This window comes from Methylorubrum aminovorans (assembly GCF_022179725.1).
GTDB lineage: Bacteria > Pseudomonadota > Alphaproteobacteria > Rhizobiales > Beijerinckiaceae > Methylobacterium > Methylobacterium aminovorans.
On record NZ_BPRC01000001.1, the window covers coordinates 968,663 to 987,681 of the forward strand.

31 protein-coding genes are annotated in these 19,019 nt (G+C 65.9%); 30 read left to right on the plus strand and 1 reads right to left on the minus strand.

Annotation, left to right across the window (positions count from 1 at the left end; all coding sequences use genetic code 11):
• Both MFF24_RS04585 and MFF24_RS04590 read left to right on the plus strand, forming a co-directional pair.
• Complete coding sequence (locus MFF24_RS04585) at window positions 1-213, plus strand: hypothetical protein (protein ID WP_238222719.1); 213 nt, start codon at window positions 1-3, stop codon at window positions 211-213.
• Window positions 210-392 (plus strand): hypothetical protein, encoded by a 183-nt coding sequence (locus MFF24_RS04590; RefSeq protein WP_238222720.1) that lies wholly within the window; start codon window positions 210-212, stop codon window positions 390-392. Before MFF24_RS04585 ends, MFF24_RS04590 begins: the two co-directional genes overlap by 4 nt.
• Before the next feature lie 8 nt (window positions 393-400).
• On the opposite strand, the gene MFF24_RS04595 is transcribed toward MFF24_RS04590, so the two are convergent.
• Window positions 401-610 carry a hypothetical protein gene (locus MFF24_RS04595; protein ID WP_238222723.1) on the minus strand — a complete coding sequence of 70 codons (210 nt, stop codon included), beginning with the start codon at window positions 608-610 and terminating at the stop codon, window positions 401-403.
• A 277-nt stretch (window positions 611-887) separates the two neighbouring features.
• Between MFF24_RS04595 and MFF24_RS04600 the strand changes: the two genes are divergently transcribed.
• The 28 genes from MFF24_RS04600 (at window position 888) to MFF24_RS04735 (ending at window position 18,994) form a co-directional block, all read left to right on the plus strand.
• Window positions 888-1,367: a hypothetical protein gene (locus MFF24_RS04600; RefSeq protein WP_238222724.1), complete on the plus strand. Its 480-nt coding sequence runs from the start codon at window positions 888-890 to the stop codon at window positions 1,365-1,367.
• Window positions 1,364-1,780, plus strand: coding sequence for a VRR-NUC domain-containing protein (locus tag MFF24_RS04605; protein ID WP_238222726.1), 417 nt, complete (start codon window positions 1,364-1,366; stop codon window positions 1,778-1,780). Before MFF24_RS04600 ends, MFF24_RS04605 begins: the two co-directional genes overlap by 4 nt.
• Window positions 1,777-2,049 carry a hypothetical protein gene (locus MFF24_RS04610; protein ID WP_238222727.1) on the plus strand — a complete coding sequence of 91 codons (273 nt, stop codon included), beginning with the start codon at window positions 1,777-1,779 and terminating at the stop codon, window positions 2,047-2,049. The genes MFF24_RS04605 and MFF24_RS04610 overlap by 4 nt, the downstream gene beginning before the upstream one ends.
• 88 nt (window positions 2,050-2,137) lie before the next feature.
• Window positions 2,138-2,686 (plus strand): YdaU family protein, encoded by a 549-nt coding sequence (locus MFF24_RS04615; protein ID WP_238222728.1) that lies wholly within the window; start codon window positions 2,138-2,140, stop codon window positions 2,684-2,686.
• On the plus strand, window positions 2,683-4,176 hold the full coding sequence (locus MFF24_RS04620) for a DEAD/DEAH box helicase (protein ID WP_238222729.1): 1,494 nt from the start codon (window positions 2,683-2,685) through the stop codon (window positions 4,174-4,176). Before MFF24_RS04615 ends, MFF24_RS04620 begins: the two co-directional genes overlap by 4 nt.
• On the plus strand, window positions 4,157-5,095 hold the full coding sequence (locus tag MFF24_RS04625; protein ID WP_238222730.1) for a DUF7146 domain-containing protein: 939 nt from the start codon (window positions 4,157-4,159) through the stop codon (window positions 5,093-5,095). The genes MFF24_RS04620 and MFF24_RS04625 overlap by 20 nt, the downstream gene beginning before the upstream one ends.
• Before the next feature lie 50 nt (window positions 5,096-5,145).
• Window positions 5,146-5,463 carry an NrdR family transcriptional regulator gene (locus MFF24_RS29030; RefSeq protein WP_238222733.1) on the plus strand — a complete coding sequence of 106 codons (318 nt, stop codon included), beginning with the start codon at window positions 5,146-5,148 and terminating at the stop codon, window positions 5,461-5,463.
• A gap of 1 nt (window position 5,464) precedes the next feature.
• Window positions 5,465-5,884 (plus strand): nucleoside triphosphate pyrophosphohydrolase family protein, encoded by a 420-nt coding sequence (locus MFF24_RS04635; RefSeq protein WP_238222735.1) that lies wholly within the window; start codon window positions 5,465-5,467, stop codon window positions 5,882-5,884.
• Window positions 5,885-5,933: 49 nt separating this feature from the next.
• On the plus strand, window positions 5,934-6,218 hold the full coding sequence (locus MFF24_RS04640; protein WP_238222736.1) for a hypothetical protein: 285 nt from the start codon (window positions 5,934-5,936) through the stop codon (window positions 6,216-6,218).
• A gap of 18 nt (window positions 6,219-6,236) precedes the next feature.
• Complete coding sequence (nusG, locus tag MFF24_RS04645) at window positions 6,237-6,932, plus strand: transcription termination/antitermination protein NusG (protein ID WP_238222738.1); 696 nt, start codon at window positions 6,237-6,239, stop codon at window positions 6,930-6,932.
• A gap of 537 nt (window positions 6,933-7,469) precedes the next feature.
• Window positions 7,470-7,619 (plus strand): DUF3309 domain-containing protein, encoded by a 150-nt coding sequence (locus MFF24_RS04650; protein WP_238222740.1) that lies wholly within the window; start codon window positions 7,470-7,472, stop codon window positions 7,617-7,619.
• Complete coding sequence (locus MFF24_RS04655; RefSeq protein WP_238222742.1) at window positions 7,619-7,837, plus strand: hypothetical protein; 219 nt, start codon at window positions 7,619-7,621, stop codon at window positions 7,835-7,837. Before MFF24_RS04650 ends, MFF24_RS04655 begins: the two co-directional genes overlap by 1 nt.
• A 130-nt stretch (window positions 7,838-7,967) precedes the next feature.
• Window positions 7,968-8,276, plus strand: coding sequence for a hypothetical protein (locus MFF24_RS04660; RefSeq protein ID WP_238222744.1), 309 nt, complete (start codon window positions 7,968-7,970; stop codon window positions 8,274-8,276).
• 38 nt (window positions 8,277-8,314) lie between these two features.
• Window positions 8,315-8,641, plus strand: a complete 327-nt coding sequence (locus tag MFF24_RS04665; RefSeq protein ID WP_238222745.1) for a hypothetical protein — start codon at window positions 8,315-8,317, stop codon at window positions 8,639-8,641.
• A 1-nt stretch (window position 8,642) separates the two neighbouring features.
• Window positions 8,643-8,903 carry a hypothetical protein gene (locus tag MFF24_RS04670; RefSeq protein WP_238222746.1) on the plus strand — a complete coding sequence of 87 codons (261 nt, stop codon included), beginning with the start codon at window positions 8,643-8,645 and terminating at the stop codon, window positions 8,901-8,903.
• A gap of 63 nt (window positions 8,904-8,966) precedes the next feature.
• Window positions 8,967-9,296 carry a hypothetical protein gene (locus MFF24_RS04675; RefSeq protein ID WP_238222747.1) on the plus strand — a complete coding sequence of 110 codons (330 nt, stop codon included), beginning with the start codon at window positions 8,967-8,969 and terminating at the stop codon, window positions 9,294-9,296.
• Between the two features lie 9 nt (window positions 9,297-9,305).
• Window positions 9,306-9,533, plus strand: coding sequence for a hypothetical protein (locus MFF24_RS04680; protein ID WP_238222748.1), 228 nt, complete (start codon window positions 9,306-9,308; stop codon window positions 9,531-9,533).
• A 6-nt stretch (window positions 9,534-9,539) separates the two neighbouring features.
• A complete protein-coding gene (locus tag MFF24_RS04685; protein WP_238222749.1) occupies window positions 9,540-10,112 on the plus strand; it encodes a terminase small subunit in 573 nt (190 codons plus the stop codon).
• Window positions 10,113-10,173: 61 nt separating this feature from the next.
• A complete protein-coding gene (locus MFF24_RS04690; RefSeq protein ID WP_238222750.1) occupies window positions 10,174-11,583 on the plus strand; it encodes a phage terminase large subunit in 1,410 nt (469 codons plus the stop codon).
• A complete protein-coding gene (locus MFF24_RS04695; protein ID WP_238222751.1) occupies window positions 11,583-11,975 on the plus strand; it encodes a hypothetical protein in 393 nt (130 codons plus the stop codon). The genes MFF24_RS04690 and MFF24_RS04695 overlap by 1 nt, the downstream gene beginning before the upstream one ends.
• A 1-nt stretch (window position 11,976) precedes the next feature.
• The gene (locus MFF24_RS04700) at window positions 11,977-13,929 is read left to right on the plus strand and encodes a portal protein (protein WP_238222752.1); all 1,953 of its coding nucleotides are present in this window, start codon (window positions 11,977-11,979) and stop codon (window positions 13,927-13,929) included.
• 119 nt (window positions 13,930-14,048) lie between these two features.
• Window positions 14,049-15,062 (plus strand): hypothetical protein, encoded by a 1,014-nt coding sequence (locus tag MFF24_RS04705; RefSeq protein ID WP_238222757.1) that lies wholly within the window; start codon window positions 14,049-14,051, stop codon window positions 15,060-15,062.
• A 41-nt stretch (window positions 15,063-15,103) separates the two neighbouring features.
• Entirely contained in the window at window positions 15,104-16,255 is a 1,152-nt protein-coding gene (locus MFF24_RS04710) for a phage capsid family protein (RefSeq protein WP_238222758.1), read from the plus strand.
• A 61-nt stretch (window positions 16,256-16,316) separates the two neighbouring features.
• Window positions 16,317-16,694 carry a hypothetical protein gene (locus tag MFF24_RS04715; protein WP_238222760.1) on the plus strand — a complete coding sequence of 126 codons (378 nt, stop codon included), beginning with the start codon at window positions 16,317-16,319 and terminating at the stop codon, window positions 16,692-16,694.
• A 10-nt stretch (window positions 16,695-16,704) separates the two neighbouring features.
• Window positions 16,705-17,088: a hypothetical protein gene (locus tag MFF24_RS04720; protein WP_238222762.1), complete on the plus strand. Its 384-nt coding sequence runs from the start codon at window positions 16,705-16,707 to the stop codon at window positions 17,086-17,088.
• A complete protein-coding gene (locus MFF24_RS04725; protein ID WP_238222764.1) occupies window positions 17,088-17,441 on the plus strand; it encodes a hypothetical protein in 354 nt (117 codons plus the stop codon). Before MFF24_RS04720 ends, MFF24_RS04725 begins: the two co-directional genes overlap by 1 nt.
• Window positions 17,442-18,836, plus strand: a complete 1,395-nt coding sequence (locus MFF24_RS04730; RefSeq protein WP_238222766.1) for a packaged DNA stabilization protein — start codon at window positions 17,442-17,444, stop codon at window positions 18,834-18,836.
• The gene (locus MFF24_RS04735; RefSeq protein WP_238222768.1) at window positions 18,836-18,994 is read left to right on the plus strand and encodes a hypothetical protein; all 159 of its coding nucleotides are present in this window, start codon (window positions 18,836-18,838) and stop codon (window positions 18,992-18,994) included. Before MFF24_RS04730 ends, MFF24_RS04735 begins: the two co-directional genes overlap by 1 nt.
• Window positions 18,995-19,019: the final 25 nt, after the last annotated feature.

A 19,019-nucleotide genomic window follows, 5' to 3' on the forward strand; every position in this document is an offset into this window, starting at 1 on the left:
ATGAAGCGCCAGACCTACCATCTTATGTGCGCCGACGTGCGGCGGATGCGCGAGCTTGAAGCGCACAACCTGCCGCAACGCGCGATTTCGCGTTTGGCCGGCGTCTCTACCTCGACACTGCGCCGGCATCTCGGTCGCACACGTGGCGAAGCCCTTCGCATCGAGCGCCTGTTCGCTTCCTGCAACCGCGTCCTTGTCGAGGTGCGGGCATGAGCGAGCGCGCAACTCAGTTCCTCTGGTGGGCGGCTGGCCATGCAGTTTGGGTCTCAATTGGCGGCGCCTTCCTCGCGAACACCGATTTCGTCGGCTTTGTCATTCCGCTGCTTATCAATGGGCCAATGATCGCGGTGAACCTGAACTGGTTCGCGGATGAGATGGGATGGCCTGCATGACCGTCCCCTCAAAACTCATCCTCGCTCATCAGGTGCGCCCAATACGGATGCACCGCCAGGAACCTCGGGTGCGGCTCGACCATGGCGCTGAAGCCAAGGCCCGCCTGCAATTCCCAGAGTTCCCGTCGCACCGCCTGCCAGAGCCGTCGCTTCTCTGCGGCTCGGTTGGCTCGGCTCGTCATCTCTCGGGCGAGGCTGCGTGATGCCGCTCGCTTCATCGCCCGCCCTCAATCACCAGCCCGCCGTGCATCCTCACGAGCCGGGCATTCATCTGACGACCTCGCTTGCCGGCGCTGTCGTCTCTGTTCTTCGCCTTCAGTCTTGCCGGACCTCGGGCGTCGTCTCTCTCAACGGTTCTGCTCGCGTCCACACCGGTTGCCGCCGGCTGGTCGCTCTCGTGTCGTGCCTGCGTAACCCCTTCACCGCCCTCCTTCATTCCCGTCCCCTCGGCGCCACCAGCGGCGTGTTCGCAACTGACCACGCTGGAGTTCCGAGATGTTGGGAAAGCTCACCGAGGGCTCGGAAAAACGTTCCGAGGGCCTGCGCATGACGCCCGTCAATCAAGCCTCACGAATGCTCATGGATCTCGCCGAGCCCCGGCCGGTCGGAGACACCGTGAAGGCAGCCATCACGCGGGCGGCTCGCGCCGTTTCCGCCGTCCTCAGGGACGCACGCCAGGAGCCGATGACCTATGGCCGTTGCGAAGACCTCTGGCGCCGAGAAGCGCGCCGCGTCGATGCCGCCGAGATGGACGCCATCCGCGCGGCCCATGAGCGCCGCCACCGCTCGCTTCGTGAGGAGCTTCGTCAGGCTTCGGCGCTGGCGGATCGCCTTGAGCGTTTGGCCGCTGAGGCACTTCCGGCCGGAGATCTTGCTGCATCTGATGAGATCAGCGCGACGGCTCGGCAGGCGAAGCGAACGGCGCGCGCGCTTCGCGAGCTTGCTGAGCAGCGATCCGCGGGAGTGACGCGGTGACTAAGCCCTTTCGCCTCACTGCGGAGCGGCAGGCGCCCGAGGCTAAGATCCAGCGGGACATCCTCCGCTACCTCGGCGCTACCCTGCCCCACGGCTTCATCCTCCACCATTCGCCCAACGGCGGGATGCTGAAGGGTGAAGTCGGGCGGAGCCGTGGCCTCGGGACGAAACCGGGCTGGCCGGACCTCCAGGTCATTGGCCGCCTCGACAGCGGCGAGCCCTTCACCGGCTACATCGAAGTGAAGGCGCCGAAGGGTCGGCTGTCTGAAGAGCAGATCGCCATGCGCGATCGCCTCATCGACTGCGGCTACCCGGTAGGCGTGGCCCGCTCGATTGATGACGTGCGCGAACTCGTGCGGGCTTGGGGCCTGCCGTCGCGCGATGTCGCTATTCGGCGCTCGGAGGCGGCATGAACGCTTCCCTGTCCTTCGCCGAATTGCAGCGCCTAGAGCGCCTTGTCGAGTGGAACGAGAACAGCGCGCGGAGCTGCGATGGCCTCGTTGCGGGCCTCGAACGTGAAGGGCTCCTTGAAGCCGCAAAGAACAATCGGTCCCGCGCCAAGGCTCACAGCGATACGGCGCGATTCCTGACGCGCCTCCTGCCTCGCCACGACAGCGAGGCGACGACCTTCCGAGATCACCTGAAGCCGAAGGAGAGGGCGCAGATCCGTGCGCCGCCGTGACCTGACGCGCCTTCCCGTCCGTCACCGCCTCTCTGCAACCGAGCGCGCGAGCGCTTCTCGGAACGGCTTTCTCATGTCCAGACCTTGGATGCCCCTCTATGTCGCCGACTACTTGGCAGACACGGGCCACCTCACGACGGCGGAGCATGGCGCGTACCTGCTCCTCATCATGCACTACTGGAAGAACGGCGGGCTGCCCGACGACGACGGCAAGCTCGCTCGCATCGCCCGGTGCTCGGTGCGGGACTGGCTCGCGATGCGTCAGACGCTCTCCGAGTTCTTCGGCGAGGGCTGGACGCACGGGCGCATCGAACACGAGTTGGCCACGTCCCTAGCCGCGTACGAGCGGAGGGCACGGGCGGGTGCAAAGGGCGGCTCCCGAGGCGGTTCTGGGGGTGGCTCGAAGGGCAGCAATGCTGAAGCAATGCTTGAGCAATGCTCCAGCGAGACGGGAGCATTGCAGAAGCTATCACAACCACAGTCACAAGATACTCCTAGCCGTAAGAAGGAACCTCCTAGGGCGAGGGATACCGGAACCGTTCAGGATAAGGCGCTGGGGGAAGCCTCACGCTCCTTCGCGGCTAGGGACAGCTTCGATCACCCCCTCCGCCTCGTGCATGGTGGGGGCGCCCGATGAGCCGCACTCTTCACCCTCATCAGGTCAAGGCTCTCGACGGCCTCCGCTCATCGCTCATGGCCGGCTTCCGCCGCCCGATGCTCCAAGCCCCCACCGGCTTCGGCAAGACCGTCCTGGCCGGCGCGATCGTCAAAGGCGCCCGTGCCAAGGGCAAGCGCGTCCTGTTCGTCGTGCCCGCGATCAGCCTGATTGACCAGACGGTGCGATCGTTTTGGGCCGAGGGCATCACCGACATCGGCGTCATTCAGGGGCAGCACCCGATGACCCGGCCGGAGGCGCCGGTTCAGGTCGCGTCGATCCAGACGCTCCAGCGTCGGGCGATCCCGCCGTTCGACGTGGTGGTCGTGGACGAAGCGCACCGCTGGTTCGAGATGCTGGGCCAGTGGATGGCCGCCGAGACGTGGCAGAAGGTGCCCTTCATCGGCCTGTCCGCGACGCCTTGGACGCGCGGCCTCGGCAAGCACTACGACGACCTCATTCAGGTGACGACGACGGCCGAGTTGATCGAGGCCGGCTACCTCTCGCCGTTCCGGGTTTATGCGCCGTCGCATCCTGACCTTGGCAAGGTCCGCACCGTGGCCGGCGACTACCACGAGGGCGACCTTAGCGAGGCGATGAACAAGCCTGCCCTCGTTGCCGACGTGGTGACGACGTGGCGCCAGCGCGGGGAGAACCGGCCGACCTTCGTGTTCGCCGTTGATCGCGCCCACGCCAAGCACCTGCAGGGCGAGTTCGAGAAGGCCGGCATCGGCTGCGGCTACATCGACGCTTACACGAAGCCCGACGAGCGGGAGGCGATGTTCCGCCGCTTCTCGGCTGGCGAGATGCGCGTGATTGCCAGCGTCGGGTGCCTGACGACGGGCGTGGATCTGGACGTGCGCTGCATTGTGCTCGCCCGGCCGACGAAATCCGAGATGCTGTACGTGCAGATCATCGGTCGCGGCCTGCGCACGGCTCCCGGCAAGGCTGACTGCCTGATCCTCGACCACAGCGACACGACGCTTCGGATGGGGTTCGTCACGGACATCCACCACGACCACTTAGACGACGGTCGGGAGCGCCAGAAGGCCGAGCCCCGGCAGAAGCCGGAAGCCCTGCCGAAGGAGTGCTCTGCCTGCAACTTCCTCAAGCCGGCGAAGACCCCGAAGTGTCCCGCCTGTGGGTTCAAGCCCGAGCGTCAGAGCGAGATCGTCTGCGAGGACGGGCAGCTCGTGGAGATGACATCGGCCAAGGCCGTGGCGAAGGCAAAGAAGGAAACCGCTGAGCAGCAATTCATCTACGCGCAGTTGCTGCACTACGCCCGCCGCAAGGGGCACAAAACCGGGTGGGTCAATCACCGGTTCGAGGAGATGACCGGCACGAAGGCGACCTATCGGCTGTGGGGGACGCCCGAGACTGAGCCGACCCCCTCCACGCTCTCGTGGATCAAATCTCGACAGATCGCATACGCCAAGCGCAGGAGGCCGTCCTATGCTGCCGCCGCTGAGTGAGCGCGCACGCGGCCGGTGGGCTGGCCTCCTGCCGCTGCTGGGCGTGGACAGCCGCTTCCTGTCTGGCCGCAAGAACGGCCCCTGTCCGATCTGCGGCGGCAAGACCCGCTTCCGCTTCGATGATCTGGAAGGCCGGGGCACCTGGATCTGCAACAACTGCGGGGCCGGCGATGGTGCCGACCTCGCGATGAAGGTGCTCGGCATCGACTTCAAGGAACTGGCTGAGCGGGTAGCCCCTCTGATCGGCGACGTTGAGCCTACAGCGCCAAAGAAGCCTCGGCCCGAGGCAGACACCCGGAAGGGCCTGAACGCCCTCTGGCGGGCCTCCAGAGCCGTTGAGCGAGGCGACCCGGTTTCCCGCTACCTCGCCGCTCGGGTTGGCCTCGTCAACGTGCCCGACTGCCTGCGGACGGTGGAGCGCCTGCGGTATCAGGACGACAAGCCGTCGTTCCACCCCGGCATGATCGCCAAGGTGGCCGCATTGGACGGGAGCGGGGTTCAGATCCACCGCACGTTCCTGACGACGGACGGACGCAAGGCGGACGTGGAAGCGCCCCGCCGTATGATGCCCGGCCCGATCCCTGACGGCGCGGCGGTGCGCCTGTTCCCGCCCGGCGCCGTGCTCGGCATCGCGGAGGGTATCGAGACAGCGTTCGCCGCCGCGTCGCTGTTCGGCGTGCCCGTGTGGGCCGCCCTCAATTCCGTGATGCTCGTGAAGTGGGAGCCGCCACCCGGTGTCGAGGAGGTCGTGATCTTCGGCGATGCGGACGAGAAGTTCGCCGGGCAGGCTGCGGCCTACACGCTGGCGAAGCGACTGCAACGCCCGTTGTTTACGGGCCGGGTGCGCGTCGAGATCCCCGAAACCCTCGGCTCGGATTGGTGCGACGTGTTCAACGCTGGACGGAGGCAGGCCGCATGATCTGCCCCAAGTGCAAGTTCGGCACGAGGGTAAAGGACAGCCGACCCCACGTGGACGACCCGACCGTGATCAAGCGCCGCCGGGAGTGCGACGGCTGCGGGCACAAGTTCAACACCTTCGAGGGAACGGTTGATCTCGTCCGACATCGCGCCAGCGTGCGGGAGCGGCAGGCTCGCTATCGCGAAGCGCTCGGCCCGGAAGAGCGCAGCCGTCGAGCAAAGCGGGACAACACGCGATCTGCGGCACGGGTTGAAGCAGCAGCCGCAAATCAGCCGGTCGGAAACATCCTTGCCCGCTGGAATGGCGTTGCCGCGCCTCCCGGCTCCGCCTCACCCAACCCGTATCCGTACCGTCAGCAGGAGATCTGAGATGAACGCGATGCATGGTGATTCCGTAACAGCTTCAGAGCCGGCCAATGCCGATCACGTGGCGCCGGCCGTGGCCAGTCTGGTCGAAGCCGCCCATGGGGCCAGCCTCGCGGCTGGGTGGTGGCACGACCAGCAGACCGGCGCGCTCTACGATCTGACGCCCGCCATCGTCGCTCAGAAGCTGATGCTCATCGTCAGCGAGGCGATGGAGGGCCACCGCAAGAGCCTGATGGACGACAAGCTCCCGCATCGGCCGATGATGGAGGTCGAGCTGGCGGACGCCATGATCCGCATCGCTGACCTTGCCGGGCGCCTCGACTTCGATCTCGGAGGTGCTGTGGCCGAGAAGATGGCGTTCAACCGTGTCCGGCCGGACCACAAGCTTGAAGCGCGCTTGGGCGTCGGCGGCAAGGCTTACTGATCCTCTCATCCCGCCTCACCTAATCCCTAGCGTTCGGAGGAAAGCCGCCATGGACGTGCCGATTGAAGCGATCGACCGGGCGAACCGTCTCACCGAAGAGGAAATTGCCGAGCGGGCAAGCCTCGTTTCGGAAGCCCTGCTCATCTTGCTTGAGGGTCGCCCGAGCGTCGTCGCGGCCGATGCCTGCCTTCGTGCCGCGGCTGAACTGATCGTCACAGAGCCAGATGACGGCGTGACCGTCGAAGAGGCCGTGTCGTCTGCGGTGAAGGTGCTGCGCGCCTACGTCGAAGACATCCAGAGCGATCTGGCCGCCTCTCACAGCCATCGCCCGTAGCGCTCGAAGGAAGCCGCCATGACCAACAAGGAACGCCAAGCCCTCCGCCGAGCCGCTGCCCGCCAGAAGGCTCAGAAACGGCGCGTGAGGCGCAAAGTGGCCGTCAGCATGCAGTCGGTGCGGTCAGGGGCCTATTTGGCCGCCAGGGAGCCCCAGGATCGATTTATCGTGGACCCTGATCGGACATGGTACGTTGTTCGCGCGCTTCCGCGCCGTGCATCGTGGGCGGCGGAGCAGATTGCGGCGGTGGGTATCCCTGTCTTCGAGGCTCGCGAGGCAGTGCGGCTCGTGTCCGAGATCGGCAAGACGCGGACGGCTCTGATCCCGGTTCTGCGGCGCCTGCTGTTCGTCGGCGTGCACAACTGGCAGGAGTTGAAGAAGGCCGAGGAGCACCCCGGCGTCTACGACGATCGCACGGGCTTCGGCTGGCGCGGCACAGTCGATGCGCCCGGCGGTGGTCGCATGGTGATCTCAGCCGCGGAGCTTCAGAATTTCGCCGACTGTATCACTGGCTATGGCGGGGACATCGAAGAAGCCCGGCGCATCCTGTTCAAGGTCGGCGATGACGTGATTGTCGGTGAAGGCGCTTTTGCTGATCAGGCCGGCGTCGTGCGGCGCGTGGACGATAGAACGGGCCGTCTGAAGGTCGGCGTTCCTTTCGGCGGCGGCGAGGTGACTGTCGATGTCCATGAACAATCTGTAAAAGCCGCTTGACTTTCGCGCGCGGGCGCGTAGTTTCGTCTTCCGTAGACGTTCAGGCCGGTCCTCCGCCCACTGCTACGGGCGAAAGTTGACAACCGAGCGTCCAGCCATCGAGCCGCCCTCCAAGAGGGTCGCTCGTTCGGCAAGTCCTTGTCATGCGCTGCGCGGGCGCCTCAGCAAGGCTGAATTTCAGAGCTTGGTGCGGTCGCAGGAAGGCTAGGGCCTGCTCACGACCCAAGGGCTCAGCGCCGGACTTGTCCGGGTCGCTCGGGTTGAGCCAAGCGGACGACAGCGCTCCGCCCGCACCAATCCCCATCCGCCCAGGCTCCGGTCAGCGTCTCAAGCTGCCAAGCCTTTTTGCACACCGATGCCTGACGGCTTGGGCGGGGCACTTTCGATGCGGGGCCAAGCCGGAGAGCGGTGTCCGGACGCTGCTCTCACGAGGGCCAGAGCAGGCTTATAGGCCGGGTACGCGGCGCCACCGCGTGAGCCACTAGGGTGACTGGTGAAGACCGGCCCGCATCGAAGCCCTCTCGCAGGATCGCCGCCATGCTCCTGACCATCCTGCTCGTGTTGCTCATCCTCGCCGTGTTCGGCGGCGGCAACTTCGGCTGGGGCGGCGCCTATGCCGGCCACGGCAACATCCTCGGCCTCGTGCTGCTGGTCGTCCTCGTGGTCGTGCTGGTGAGGGGCGTTTGATGGGCCGTTTTGTCGTGGAGCGTCGCTCGCTCATCGCGTCATTCTCGCCGGGCCTTGCGGATCAGTACCGCCATCCGAACGGCACGCTCATGACGGTTCGCCGAGCGGTGATCTGGCGAAAGGATGCCGATGCTGCGGCTTGGGCGAGCGAAAACGGTTACGCGCCGCTCGGCTTGAAGCTGTCGCTCTGGGCCGAACAGGGCTGCTGGCCTGCATGACCGAAGCCGACCGCCGCCTCACCTCCCGCATCGCTCGCGACCACGGCCTCACGGAACAAGCTCTCATTAAGGCCGCGAGAGAGCAGAAGCGGAAGCCGAAGGGCGATCGACACAGCGTTGGAGAATGACCATGCAGAGCATCGCACTGATTGGCCCGGCTCGGCGCTCAAGCGGCGGCATCCACTCGCTCTATGTCAAGCCGTTCGTCGCTTATGATCCGATGCAGCGCAAGCTCCGGCTCGGCCGCATCATCTGGGAGCGAGGTGAGTGGGGCATGAAGACGCCTGACGGCAAGTGCATCCCGTACAGCTTCATGCTGACGCTGGCGCTTCGCCCAGCGCTGTTCTCGTTCCGCCGCGAGTACGATCAGACCCGCGTCACCGTGCTCGGCGTGTCGGTGAACTACCATCATTCAGCCGGCGGCCGGTTCGCGCCCTGATTTGCCGAAGGGCGATCGCATGGCGGTGGGGGAGTGAGATGATGCTGCGCCGCTGGTTCGCGAAGCTCCTGTTCCCGCAGATATTTGAAGACGCACGGGATGCTCAGGATCGCCTCTGCTACGTGCACCTCCGCCTGAGCGAGCTGGATCAATGGTGTGGGTACGGCTTCCCTGAGATCCAGGCCGCTGTCGAATGGGTGCGGAAGTCGGAGCGCGTCCACTTCATGGCGCTCGATGAATACGACGCGGCGGTTGCCGAAGCGCGAGAGACAGGCAATTGGGCGCCGCTCATGGCTGGCAACATCGACAAGTTCCGCGACGAGATCACCGACCGGTTCGACCGTCGCCCTGAGCGAGTTGCCTGACATGCTCTCCTCTGGCCTCGTCTCCGGCCTCGCCTCCATCGCCAGCCAGTTTGACGATTGCCCTCATGCTCGGGGCGCTGTCGCGTTCGGGAGGATGGTGAGGGAGAGTGGCGGCTTCATCTCTCGCAAGCCATTCGACCCGGTGCTTGAGGCCATCGCTTATCAAGCCGAAGTCGCCGACCGCTTCTCCTTCGGCTCGGCCATCAACCGTCACGCTCAACTCGCCGTCTCGGCGGGATACCGTTCTGCCGATAGGCGCTGAGACACAGACTTCCGCACAGGGCGGATAGGCGGCTGCGGCCGTCGCTTTCACCTGGAGACGATAATGGACAACCCTGAGCCGGCCTACACGCTCGTTGAGTATCGAGTTCGCCCCGTCACGCGCTTCATCGTCACTCGGTACGAGGAAGATAAGCATGGAAGCAGTAGTGAGCCCAAGGGCGAGTTCGACAACGAGGGCAACGCCTACGGCGTCGCGTATGCGCTTTGCAGTTACGAGCACGGAAAGCTCGGATGGCCGCTAGACGATACCCGGATCAAGTATCCGGTTCAGCTCTCGGCGTCGGCGCCGACTCTGGCCGAGAAGAATGAGGCCACCGAACGCGCTCTGGGGCTGCGGCGGGGCCTTCAAGGACCGAAGAAGCGGTTCACCTAGGAGATCCCCATGGACCCCGTGATGCTGCGCAACCAAGCGCTCAACATGGCGATGATGCGCGCCAAGAAGTCCGACAGCCTGGACGACATCAAGAAGGCTGCGGAAGGTCTCATCGAGTGGATGGAGGCCGATGGCACCGGCTCGGATGCCTCGAAGCCTGCCGAACCCACCAACCAGCCCTCCACCACCCACGAGAGCCAAGCCGCTGTCGAGGGGCAGGAGCCGAAGGGCGAGTGAGGCAAGGTGCCAGTTCTCTCCAACCCGAGGCATGAGCGGTTTGCTCAAGAGCTAGCGAAGGGTAAGAGCGCGTCCGCTGCCTATGCCGCCGCAGGGTACGAAGGCGATCGCCACAACGCCTCTCGGCTGGCAACAAATGACAACATTGCCGATCGTGTCGAGGAGCTGCTTGAGGCCGGCGCCAAGCGCGCGGAAGTGACGATTGAGATGGTCGTGCGCGAGTACAAGCGCATCGCCTTCTCCGACATCCGCCGGGCTGTGAACTGGCACGCTCTGACGACCGAGACCAACGAGGAAGACGAAGACGGCATCCCGAAGACGCAGACCGTCAACGAGGTTGCCTTGGTCGGTAGCGACGAGATCGACCGCGACACCGCCCGCGCCATCGCCGAGATCAGCCAGACCAAGGAAGGCGCGCTGAAGGTCAAGTTCCACGACAAGAAGGGCGCGCTTGATAGCATCGCGCGTCATCTCGGCATGTTCGTGGACCGCTCCGAGATCACGCAGACTGTTCGTGAAATCACCGATGAGCCTGTCAGCGCAGACCAGTGGGCCGAGCGGCACGTCACGGAGCACTAGCCCCGTCGAGTACGTCTGGAGGCCACAGGCTGGCCCTCAGAAGGCGTTGGTGGATTGCCCCTTGCCGGAGATCTTCTTCGGTGGCGCCCGCGGCGGTGGAAAGACGGACGGTGTTCTCGGCAAGTGGGCTCTGAAGGAGCGGCGCTACGGCGCGCACTTCAACGCCCGCATGTTCCGCAAGGCGACGACCACCTCCGAGGACGCAATCGAGCGCGCCAAGGAGATCTTCGTCCCGCTCGGCGCCAAGTTCAACGAGTCCAAGCTGACGTTCCGCATGCCGCATGGTGGCCGCGTGGCGTTCGGCTATCTCGACGGCGAGAAGGACGCCGAGGCCCAACAGGGCAAGAACCTCACCGACGTGTGGATTGAGGAAGCGGGCCAGTACGCGCAGCCGACAGCGATCGACAAGCTGTTCGGCGCGCTCCGATCCTCGCACGGCGTGCCGGTGCAGATGATCCTCACCGCCAACCCTGGCGGCGCTGGCCAAGGCTGGATCAGAGAGCGCTACAAGCTAGTCCCGTTCCCGATGGGGCCGAAGCTCGTTGAGCGCGTCTTGCCTGACGGCTCGGTGCACAAGATGGCCGTGATCCCGTCCCGGCTGTCGGACAATCGCATCCTGATCGACAGCGACCCGCTCTACGCCTCGCGCTTGCAGCTCACGGGCGGCGCCAAACTCGTCAAGGCGTGGCTCGGCGGCGATTGGTCGAGTGTCGAGGGCGCGTTCTTCGATGAATGGGATGAGGCGAAGCATGTCGTTGCGCCGTTTGCGATCCCGTCTGACTGGCTCCGTTTCCGCTCTATGGACTGGGGTAGCGCCAAGCCTTTCAGCGTCGGATGGTGGGTCATCGCCGGCGATGACACGAGAATACCTCGACTGGATGGTGTGGAAGGAACTCGCACGATCCCCCGAGGCGCAATGGTGCGCTATCGCGAGTGGTATGGCTGTAAGCCCGGTCAGGCCAACGCCGGGCTCAAGCTCACGGCAGAGCAGGTTGCCGATGGCATCGCGAGCCGGGAAGCAAACGAGCGTATCGCTTATGGCGTCCTCGACCCTGCGGCCTTCGCCGAGGATGGCGGGCCTTCGATCGCTCAACGGATGCAGCGGTGGAGTGATCCTGGCCGCGGTCTGAAGGGGCCAGCGTTCCGAGAGGCCGACAACAAGCGCGTGCCGCGAGCCGGTGCAATGGGCGGTTGGGACGCGATGCGCCAACGCCTCATCGGCGAGGCCGAGCGCCCTATGCTCTACGTGTTCTCGACCTGCCGCGACTTCATCCGCACCGTGCCGATGATCCAGCACGATACGAGCCGGCCGGAAGACCTCGACACGGACGCCGAGGATCACGTCGCGGACGAGGCTCGATACGGCTGCATGAGCCGCCCTTGGGTCGCAAAGGCTCCGGCCGCTGCGAAAGCAAAGTCCACCGGCTACGCGCCAATGGGCGGCGGCTCTGGCCGCTCTTGGAGAACGTGATGCTCTACCGCCTCGCCGTCGCCGCAGCCCTCGGGCTCGCAGCGCTGACCGCTTCGGCGGATGCACAGACCGCGCAGGTTGTGCCGGACTGCGCGGGCGTTGCGGGCGTCGTTGGCCCTGGCGGCACGCCCCGCCGAGTCGAGCGCTACACCGCCACGAGCAACGCAAGCGGCATCGCCACGTACTCATGGACTGCCTGCGCGACTGCGCCCGACGTGGACATCATTCACGGCTGGAATGGCGACCAGATGACTGGAGGCGGTGTGACAGCTCAGACCAACTCCGGCGCAACCGTGCTCGTGAAGCGCTCCCGCGGCACGCTGCTGCTGACGACCGGCCCCTTTGAGACGGCCCCCAACACCGCGCTCACCATTCGAGTGATCTGCAACTGATATGGCCGTTTCGCCCGCCCCTTCCTCTGCGCCCCTGACGCCTCCCGGCGGCTATGGCGCCGTGCTGCCGCCGACCGGCGTTGCCGTGGTGGAGCCGGAGGTTGTCCGCGGGGAAGACAAGGGCGAAAGCCTCCACACGCTCAAGAAGTGGTTCGACGCCTATCAGGAGACGAAGCGCGACGAGATGCTGGAGCAGCAGCAGGCTCGCCGCTACTATCACGGCGCCCAGTGGACCGACGAAGAACGCCGCGTTCTCAACGACCGCAACCAGCCGCCGGTCACGAACAACCGCATCTCGCTCAAGATCGACGGCATCGTCGGTGTTGTGGAGCGTCTGCGCCAAGACCCGAAGGCGCAGGCCCGGCATCAGGCACACGCAGCCGGCGCCGAGATCGGCACGGCCGCCGTGCGCGAAGTGTTGGACGCCAACGCATGGGACAGCCTGTCGTCGCAGATCGCGCAGGATCTGGCCATTGACGGCCTCGGCGGGCTAGAGCGCGACATCGAGACGGATATCGACGGCCAGCCGAACATCGTGCTGCGCCGCGTCGCGCCGGAGACGTTCTTCTACGATCCGCGCAGCGTGAAGGCTGACTTCTCGGACGCCCGCTATCAGGGCGTCTACAAGTGGATGGACCTCGACGCCGCGATCGAGATGCTTCCCGAGAAGGAAGCGGATCTGAAGGCAGCCGTCGATAAGTCGCCCGCCGGTTCGTTCGGTCTACAGGACTGGGAAAAGCTCTGGTACGACACGCGGCTCAAGCGCGTGAAGGTCGTGGAAGTCTGGTACAAGTTCCGCGGCGGCTGGCGCTTCGCCCTGCACACGGGCGACATCGTGCTCGCCGAGGGTGAGAGCCCGTTCCGTGATCGCCGCGGTAAGGCCCGCTGCCGATACAACATGGCCTCGGCTGGTGTGGATCAGGACGGCGACCGCTACGGCTTCGTCCGCAACATGAAGTCGCCTCAGGACGAGATCAACCACCGCCGCTCCAAGCTGCTGCACATCCTCAACACCAATCAGGTGATCTACGAGGAAGGCGCCGTTGACGACATCGAGGAGAGCCGGCGTCAGCTCGCTCGCCCCGATGGTGCGATCAAGGTCAATCCCGGCCAGCCGCGTTTCGAGATCCGCGACCTTCAGATCCAGCTTCAGGGACAGGCCCAGCTTCTCCAAGAGGCGAAGGCCGAGATCGACAACTTCGGTCCCACGCCCGCCCTTCTCGGCTCGGGACCGGGCTCGCAGTCGGGCCGTGCCCAGGCCATGCAGCAGCAGGCCGGCATCGCGCAACTCGGCCCCTACTTCGGTCGCTACAAGGCTTGGAAGATCGACCTGTATCGCGACCTGTGGTTCGACATTCAGCAGTTCTGGACGGACGAGCGCTTCATCCGCGTGTCGGGTCCGAACGAGCTAGAATTCCTGCCGATCAACCAGATGGTGATGACGCCGGAAGGCCCGCGCATCGCCAACGCCATCGGCGAACTCGACCTCGACATGGTGATGGACGAAGGCCCAGACACGGTGACGCTGAACGAAGACACCATGCAGGTGCTCGACAGCATGATCCAGAAGGGGCTCATCGCTGGCCCTGGAGCCCTGCCGCTGGTGGCGGAGGTGGCGAACCTCACGCCGTCCGTTCGCCAGAAGCTTGCGGCGATGAACCAGCCCCCGCAGCCCGATCCGCAGGCACTCGCCATGCAGCAGGCCGCGCAGCAGCTTCAGTTCGCCGACGCTCAGGCCAAGGTGCGCAAGACCAACGCCGAAGCCGACCGCGCTCAGGCTGATGCCATGTCGAAGATGGCGACGCTGAACGAGGCGGACGCTGTAGGCGAGGCCAAGGCCATCACGGAGATGGCGCACATGCAGGCCCGCACGCGTCAGATCAACCAGCAGACCGCACAGGCGACGATGGCGCCGCTCGGGATGCCGGCGATGACGGCTCAGGCCAGCTTCTAAGTTCCCGCTCCCGCGCGCGGGTTATCGCGTGGGTCCACGGTTCTCCGGCCGACCAATCGGAGTGAAGGCGACGCCCGGCCTCAACAGGGCGCATCCTCCAGCCAAGGCATAGGCTATCCATGAGCGCCGAAGACCTCTCGGACGACGCAATCTATGCGTCGGCCAGCGAACCCGCACGCGACGAACAGGGCCGCTTTGCTGCCCCCGAGCCGCGAGAGCAGGAGCAGACGACACAGGAGACCGTTCCCGCCGAACAGGAAACCCCGACGCCGAACCTCGGCCAGTTGCCGAGCCAAAGCGAGCAGGGCCAGCCCGAAGGTGGGGAGGCGCAGCCCGCGCAGCATCAGGAGCCGCAGCAGTCCCCGCGCGAGCGTGGTCTTTTCGCGGATCTGAAGGGCGAGCGGGAGAAGCGGCAGAAGTACGAGGCGGACCTTGCCGCCCGTGATCGGGAGATGGCGGAGTTGCGGGGCCAGATGGCCGCGTACCAGCGCTTTCTCCAGCAGCCGCAGGCGCCGCAACAGGCCCAGACGCCGGCCCAGCCGCAGCAGGCCCCCGACCCTTTCGATGACCCGACGGGTTTCGCCGCGTTCCAGGCTCAGCAGGTCTTCGAGAAGCAGTTCCAGCCGGTTGCCGAACGCATGCGGCAGCAGGAGGAGCATCTTCAGCGCGTCGTCGCCAACCTCAACCGCGGTCACGCCGAGGTGCAGCACGGTGCCGACGTCGTAAAGTCGGCCGAAGAGGCGTTCAACACAGCCGCTGCGCGCGGCCAGATCGACCCGCTGGAACACCAGCGGATCAACAACAGCCCTAACCCGTGGGCCGCGGCCGTCGAATGGCACCGCCGCCAGCAGGCTTTCACCACCACCGGGGGCGACCCCGAAGGTTGGTTCAAGACCGAATTCGAACGCCGGCTCCAGTCCGATCCCGCGTTCCAGCAGCAGGCATTTGCCCTGCTCCAAGGGCAGGCTCAGGCCGCGGGCGCACAAGCCCCCGCCGCTGGTCGCCAAGCCCCTCTCATCGTCCCGCCTTCGCTGAACAACGCTGCCGGCGCCTCTGCGCGCGGTCAGCAGTCGATCGGTGAGGAGGACATCTTTGCGGCTGCGCCCCCGAAGATGGGCGGTCGCCGCGGCTGATGATGCCGCTTCGCCACTGAGCGAGCGGTCGGAGACCATCCATGGCCGTCACCAACACCCCCTCCACTCTGGAAATCCAGAAGTGGCGCCGCGACTTCTTCACGGAGTGGCAGCGCGAGAACCTGTTCGCCCCCTACATCGGCAACGGCACCGACGCCGTGATCCAGCGCATCTACGAGCTACGCGACGAGGGCGAGCAGATCACCATCCCGATCGTGGGCCGTCTCACCGGCTCGGGTCAGGTCGGCGCCAACACGCTGACCGGCAACGAAGAGCAGATGGACCAGTACGGCCACAAGATCGTGATCGACTGGGCTCGTCATGCCGTACTGCTGAACAAGAAGGAGATGCGCAAGTCGGCCATCGACCAGATGGGTGCCGTGCGTCCGCTCCTGAACGACTGGGCCGCCGCCAAGCTCCGCGACGACTTCGTGCGGGCGTTCGGCACCATCCAGCCGTTCGGCACCGCGTCGAGCCTGAGCGGCAATGTGCAGGGCATTCCGATGATCTCGGCGACCCCGGCGCAGCTCAATGCGTGGCTGACCGGAAATGCTGATCGCGTGCAGTTCGGCAATGGGCAGGCAACGCTCGTCGCCGGCAATTTCGCGGCCTCGCTCTTGAACGTGGACTCGACCAACGACCTCGCCACGGTTGCCGCGTTCAGCCGCATCAAGCGGATCGCCAAGAACGCCGATCCGAAGATCCGCCCCCTGCGGGTAGAGGACGGCCGCGAGTACTTCGTCACCTTCCTAGCCTCCGGCCCGTTCGCCGATCTGGCGCGCGACCCGGCCATGCTCTCGGCCAACACCAACGCCCGCGCCCGTGAGGGCTCCGGCATGGACAAGAATCCGCTGTTCCAGGACGGCGACCTCATGCTCCAGGGCATGATCTACCGCGAGGTGCCGGAACTGAGCCAACTCGTGCTCAAGGGCGCGGGCGCTGGCGGCGTGGACGTGTACCCCTCGTTCACCTGCGGCCAGCAGGCGATGGGCTACGCGATCGGCCAGCTCCCGGCTCCGACGACCCGGAACGATGACGACTACGGCTTCATCAAGGGCCGTGGTGTCGAGACCTGCTACGGCATCTCGAAGATCGTCAAGGGCCGCAACGCTGCGACCGCCAGCGTCGCTGCGGGCACCAACGCCGACTGGGGCGTGGTCACGTCGTTCTTCGCGACCGCCTCCGCCAACTGATCCGCGCCGGGCGGCTGATCCCGGTCGCCCGAGCCCATCCCTCTCGTCATAGGAGGCCGATGTGGCCACTCCTCCCCGCAAGCTTGAGTCTCAGGTCATCCACGCTATCCGCAAGCGCGTGACGTTCGCGGACACCGCCGCCGCCGGCATCGAGATCGGCGTCATTCCCGCCGGCTCGCACGTCGGCACCGTTGCCGTCTCGGTCGAGACCGCGTTCGCGGGCGGCACGCCGGTCGTGACGGTCGGCACCACCGCTGCCCCGGCTGCCTTCGCTGCCTCGGCGAACATCGCGCCGGGTGCGGCTGGCTACAAGCCGGGCCTGTCCAGCACCGGTCAGGGCAACGTCACCGCCGACACGCAGGTGCTCGCCTTCGTGTCCGGCGGCGCCATGGCCGGCGTGCTCGACATCCTCGTCCACTTCTATCCCCACCCGCTCTGAGGAGGCTCTGATGCCGAAGCTCACCTATAAGCCGATCTCGCCGGACGATCCGTCGTCCACGCAGGTCGGCCCGCATCGCTTCGAGAGCGGCAAGGCCGTCGAGGTGGACGATGCCACCTATGAGCGGCTGTCGAAGAACCCGTACTTCTCGGGCGACAAGAAGGCGCGCGAGCGCGCCGAGAACCAGACGTTCGGCAGCGAGGGCGCCTCGCGCGACTCCGCGATCAACCTCGCGATGCCTCCAGGTTCCGGCATGAAGTACCCGGGCGCCGAACTCGTCGCGACCGGTGACGGCCTCGTGCCGGCCGAGGAAGCCTCCCTCGTGGATGGCGCCAATACGATCGAGGACGAGGGCGAAGAGCCCAAGCGTCGCGGTCGTTCGAAGAGCGTCTGATGCCCCTAACCTCCGCCAATCTCGTTCAGCAGATCGCCGAAGCCCTCGGGGCGGTCGGTGATGGCCAGCCCGTAGAGGCGGAGGACGCCAAGAAGATCCGCGACGCGCTTCCGGGCATCGTCGCGGATCTTGAAGTGCGCGGTGTCGGCACATTCCCGAACCTCGATGCCGTCCCGCCTGAAGCGTTCGACTACCTCGTGGACATCGCCGCATCTCGGCTGAGCAGCAAGTTCGGCTTGCCGCAGGACGAGATCGTGACGCTCGCGAGCAAGGCGCAGGCAGGCGAGCAGCGGCTTCGGCAGCATCGCACGCTTCCTTATTCCGGCGCTCCGACGCGGACGGTGTATTTCTAGATGGTCGCCCTGACCTTCCCGAAATCCTCCACGCCCGGCTCCGTGCCGGGTGAGGGCGCCGGCCGGCTGGTAAATTGTTACTGGTCGCTTGACGGCGATCGTCCGCGGCTTGGCCCTGTCCCCGGCCTCGTGCCGTTCGGAGCGGTTGCCGCTGGCCCTCGCGGCTTCCTGCTTGTCGGCTCGCTGCTCTACGTCGCTGTCAAGGACGCGCTCTACACGGTCAACGCGGCCGGTGTCGCAACCCTCGTCGGCATCCTGTCCGGCTCTGGCCCGGTGACGATGGCGCGCAACAACCGCAGCCCGTCGCCTGACATCGTGATAGTAACGGAGGACGGCCCTTTCATCGCCACGACGGGCGGTGTCAGCGACTACCCCGATCCGGATGTGAACACGCCCACGAGCGTGGCCTTCCTCGATGGCTATTTCCTGTTCTCCTACGGCGACGGCACGATCCGCGCCTCGGGCCTGAACACGACCGAACTGAACGACCAGAGCTTCACCAAGGCCGAGAGCAAGCCGGACGGCCTGATCCGCGGCATCACGAAGAACGGCCAGTACATCGCGCTCGGGCCGACCTCGACGGAGTTCTATTCGAACGCCGGCACGCAGCCGTTCCCGCTGGCCCGAGCCGAGGTGTCCGATACCGGGCTGTTCGGTCGGTGGGCTGTGGCTGGCTTTGAAGATGGCTGGGACCGTCCTTGGTTCTCCGTCGCCTCGGATCGCACCGTCTGCCGCTGGGACGGCTACACGCCGACCCGCGTCTCGACCCGTGAGGTTGAGCGCTCCATCGCCAGCATCACCGACCCCGACAGCCTGCGCATGTGCGTCTACGGCTTCGGGGGCAACGCGGTGGTGAGCCTGAGCGGGCCGGACTTCACATGGGAGTATCACGTCACGGCGGGCCGCTGGTTTGAGCGTGAGAGCTACGGCGCGGATCGGTGGCGCGGCGAGCGGTCGGTCAACGCCTTCAACCGCTGGCTGGTGGGCGATCTGCGCTCGACCAGCATCATGGCGGTGAGCGAAACGGCACGGCGCGAGGGGCCTGATCCGCTCGTCTGCACCATGGAGGCCATCGGCCCGACCTTCCCGCAGGGTGCTCGGCTGAACGACATGCGCGTTGAGATCACGACGGGGCAGGGCAGGGCGGAAGGGCTCGACCCGATTGAGACCGATCCCGTCGCGCTCATCTCGTGGTCGCTGGATGGCGGCGGCACGTTCGGCAACCCGGTCGAACGGTCGCTCGGCAAGCAAGGCGAGTTCGGCCGCACGGTTCGCGTCGGTAGCCTCGGGCGCGCTCGCGGGGCCGGCGTGCGGGTGCGGATCGAGGTTTCTGACCCTGTGCCGTTCTCGCTCTACGCAGACGACGTTGGCCGGCTCGGAATGAGGAAGGGCTGATGCCTTTACCGGCTGATTTCCCGCCCCAACCGAAGCGCCCTCTCGCGAGCCAGCGCCTCGTCAACGAGGACGGCACCACGAACAAGTCGTGGCTCGACTACTTCGACGCCTTGGACCGGTGGAACGCCAAGGTCCGCGCGTATCTCGACAGCCTATAGGAGGCCGCCATCGCATTCCTTGACG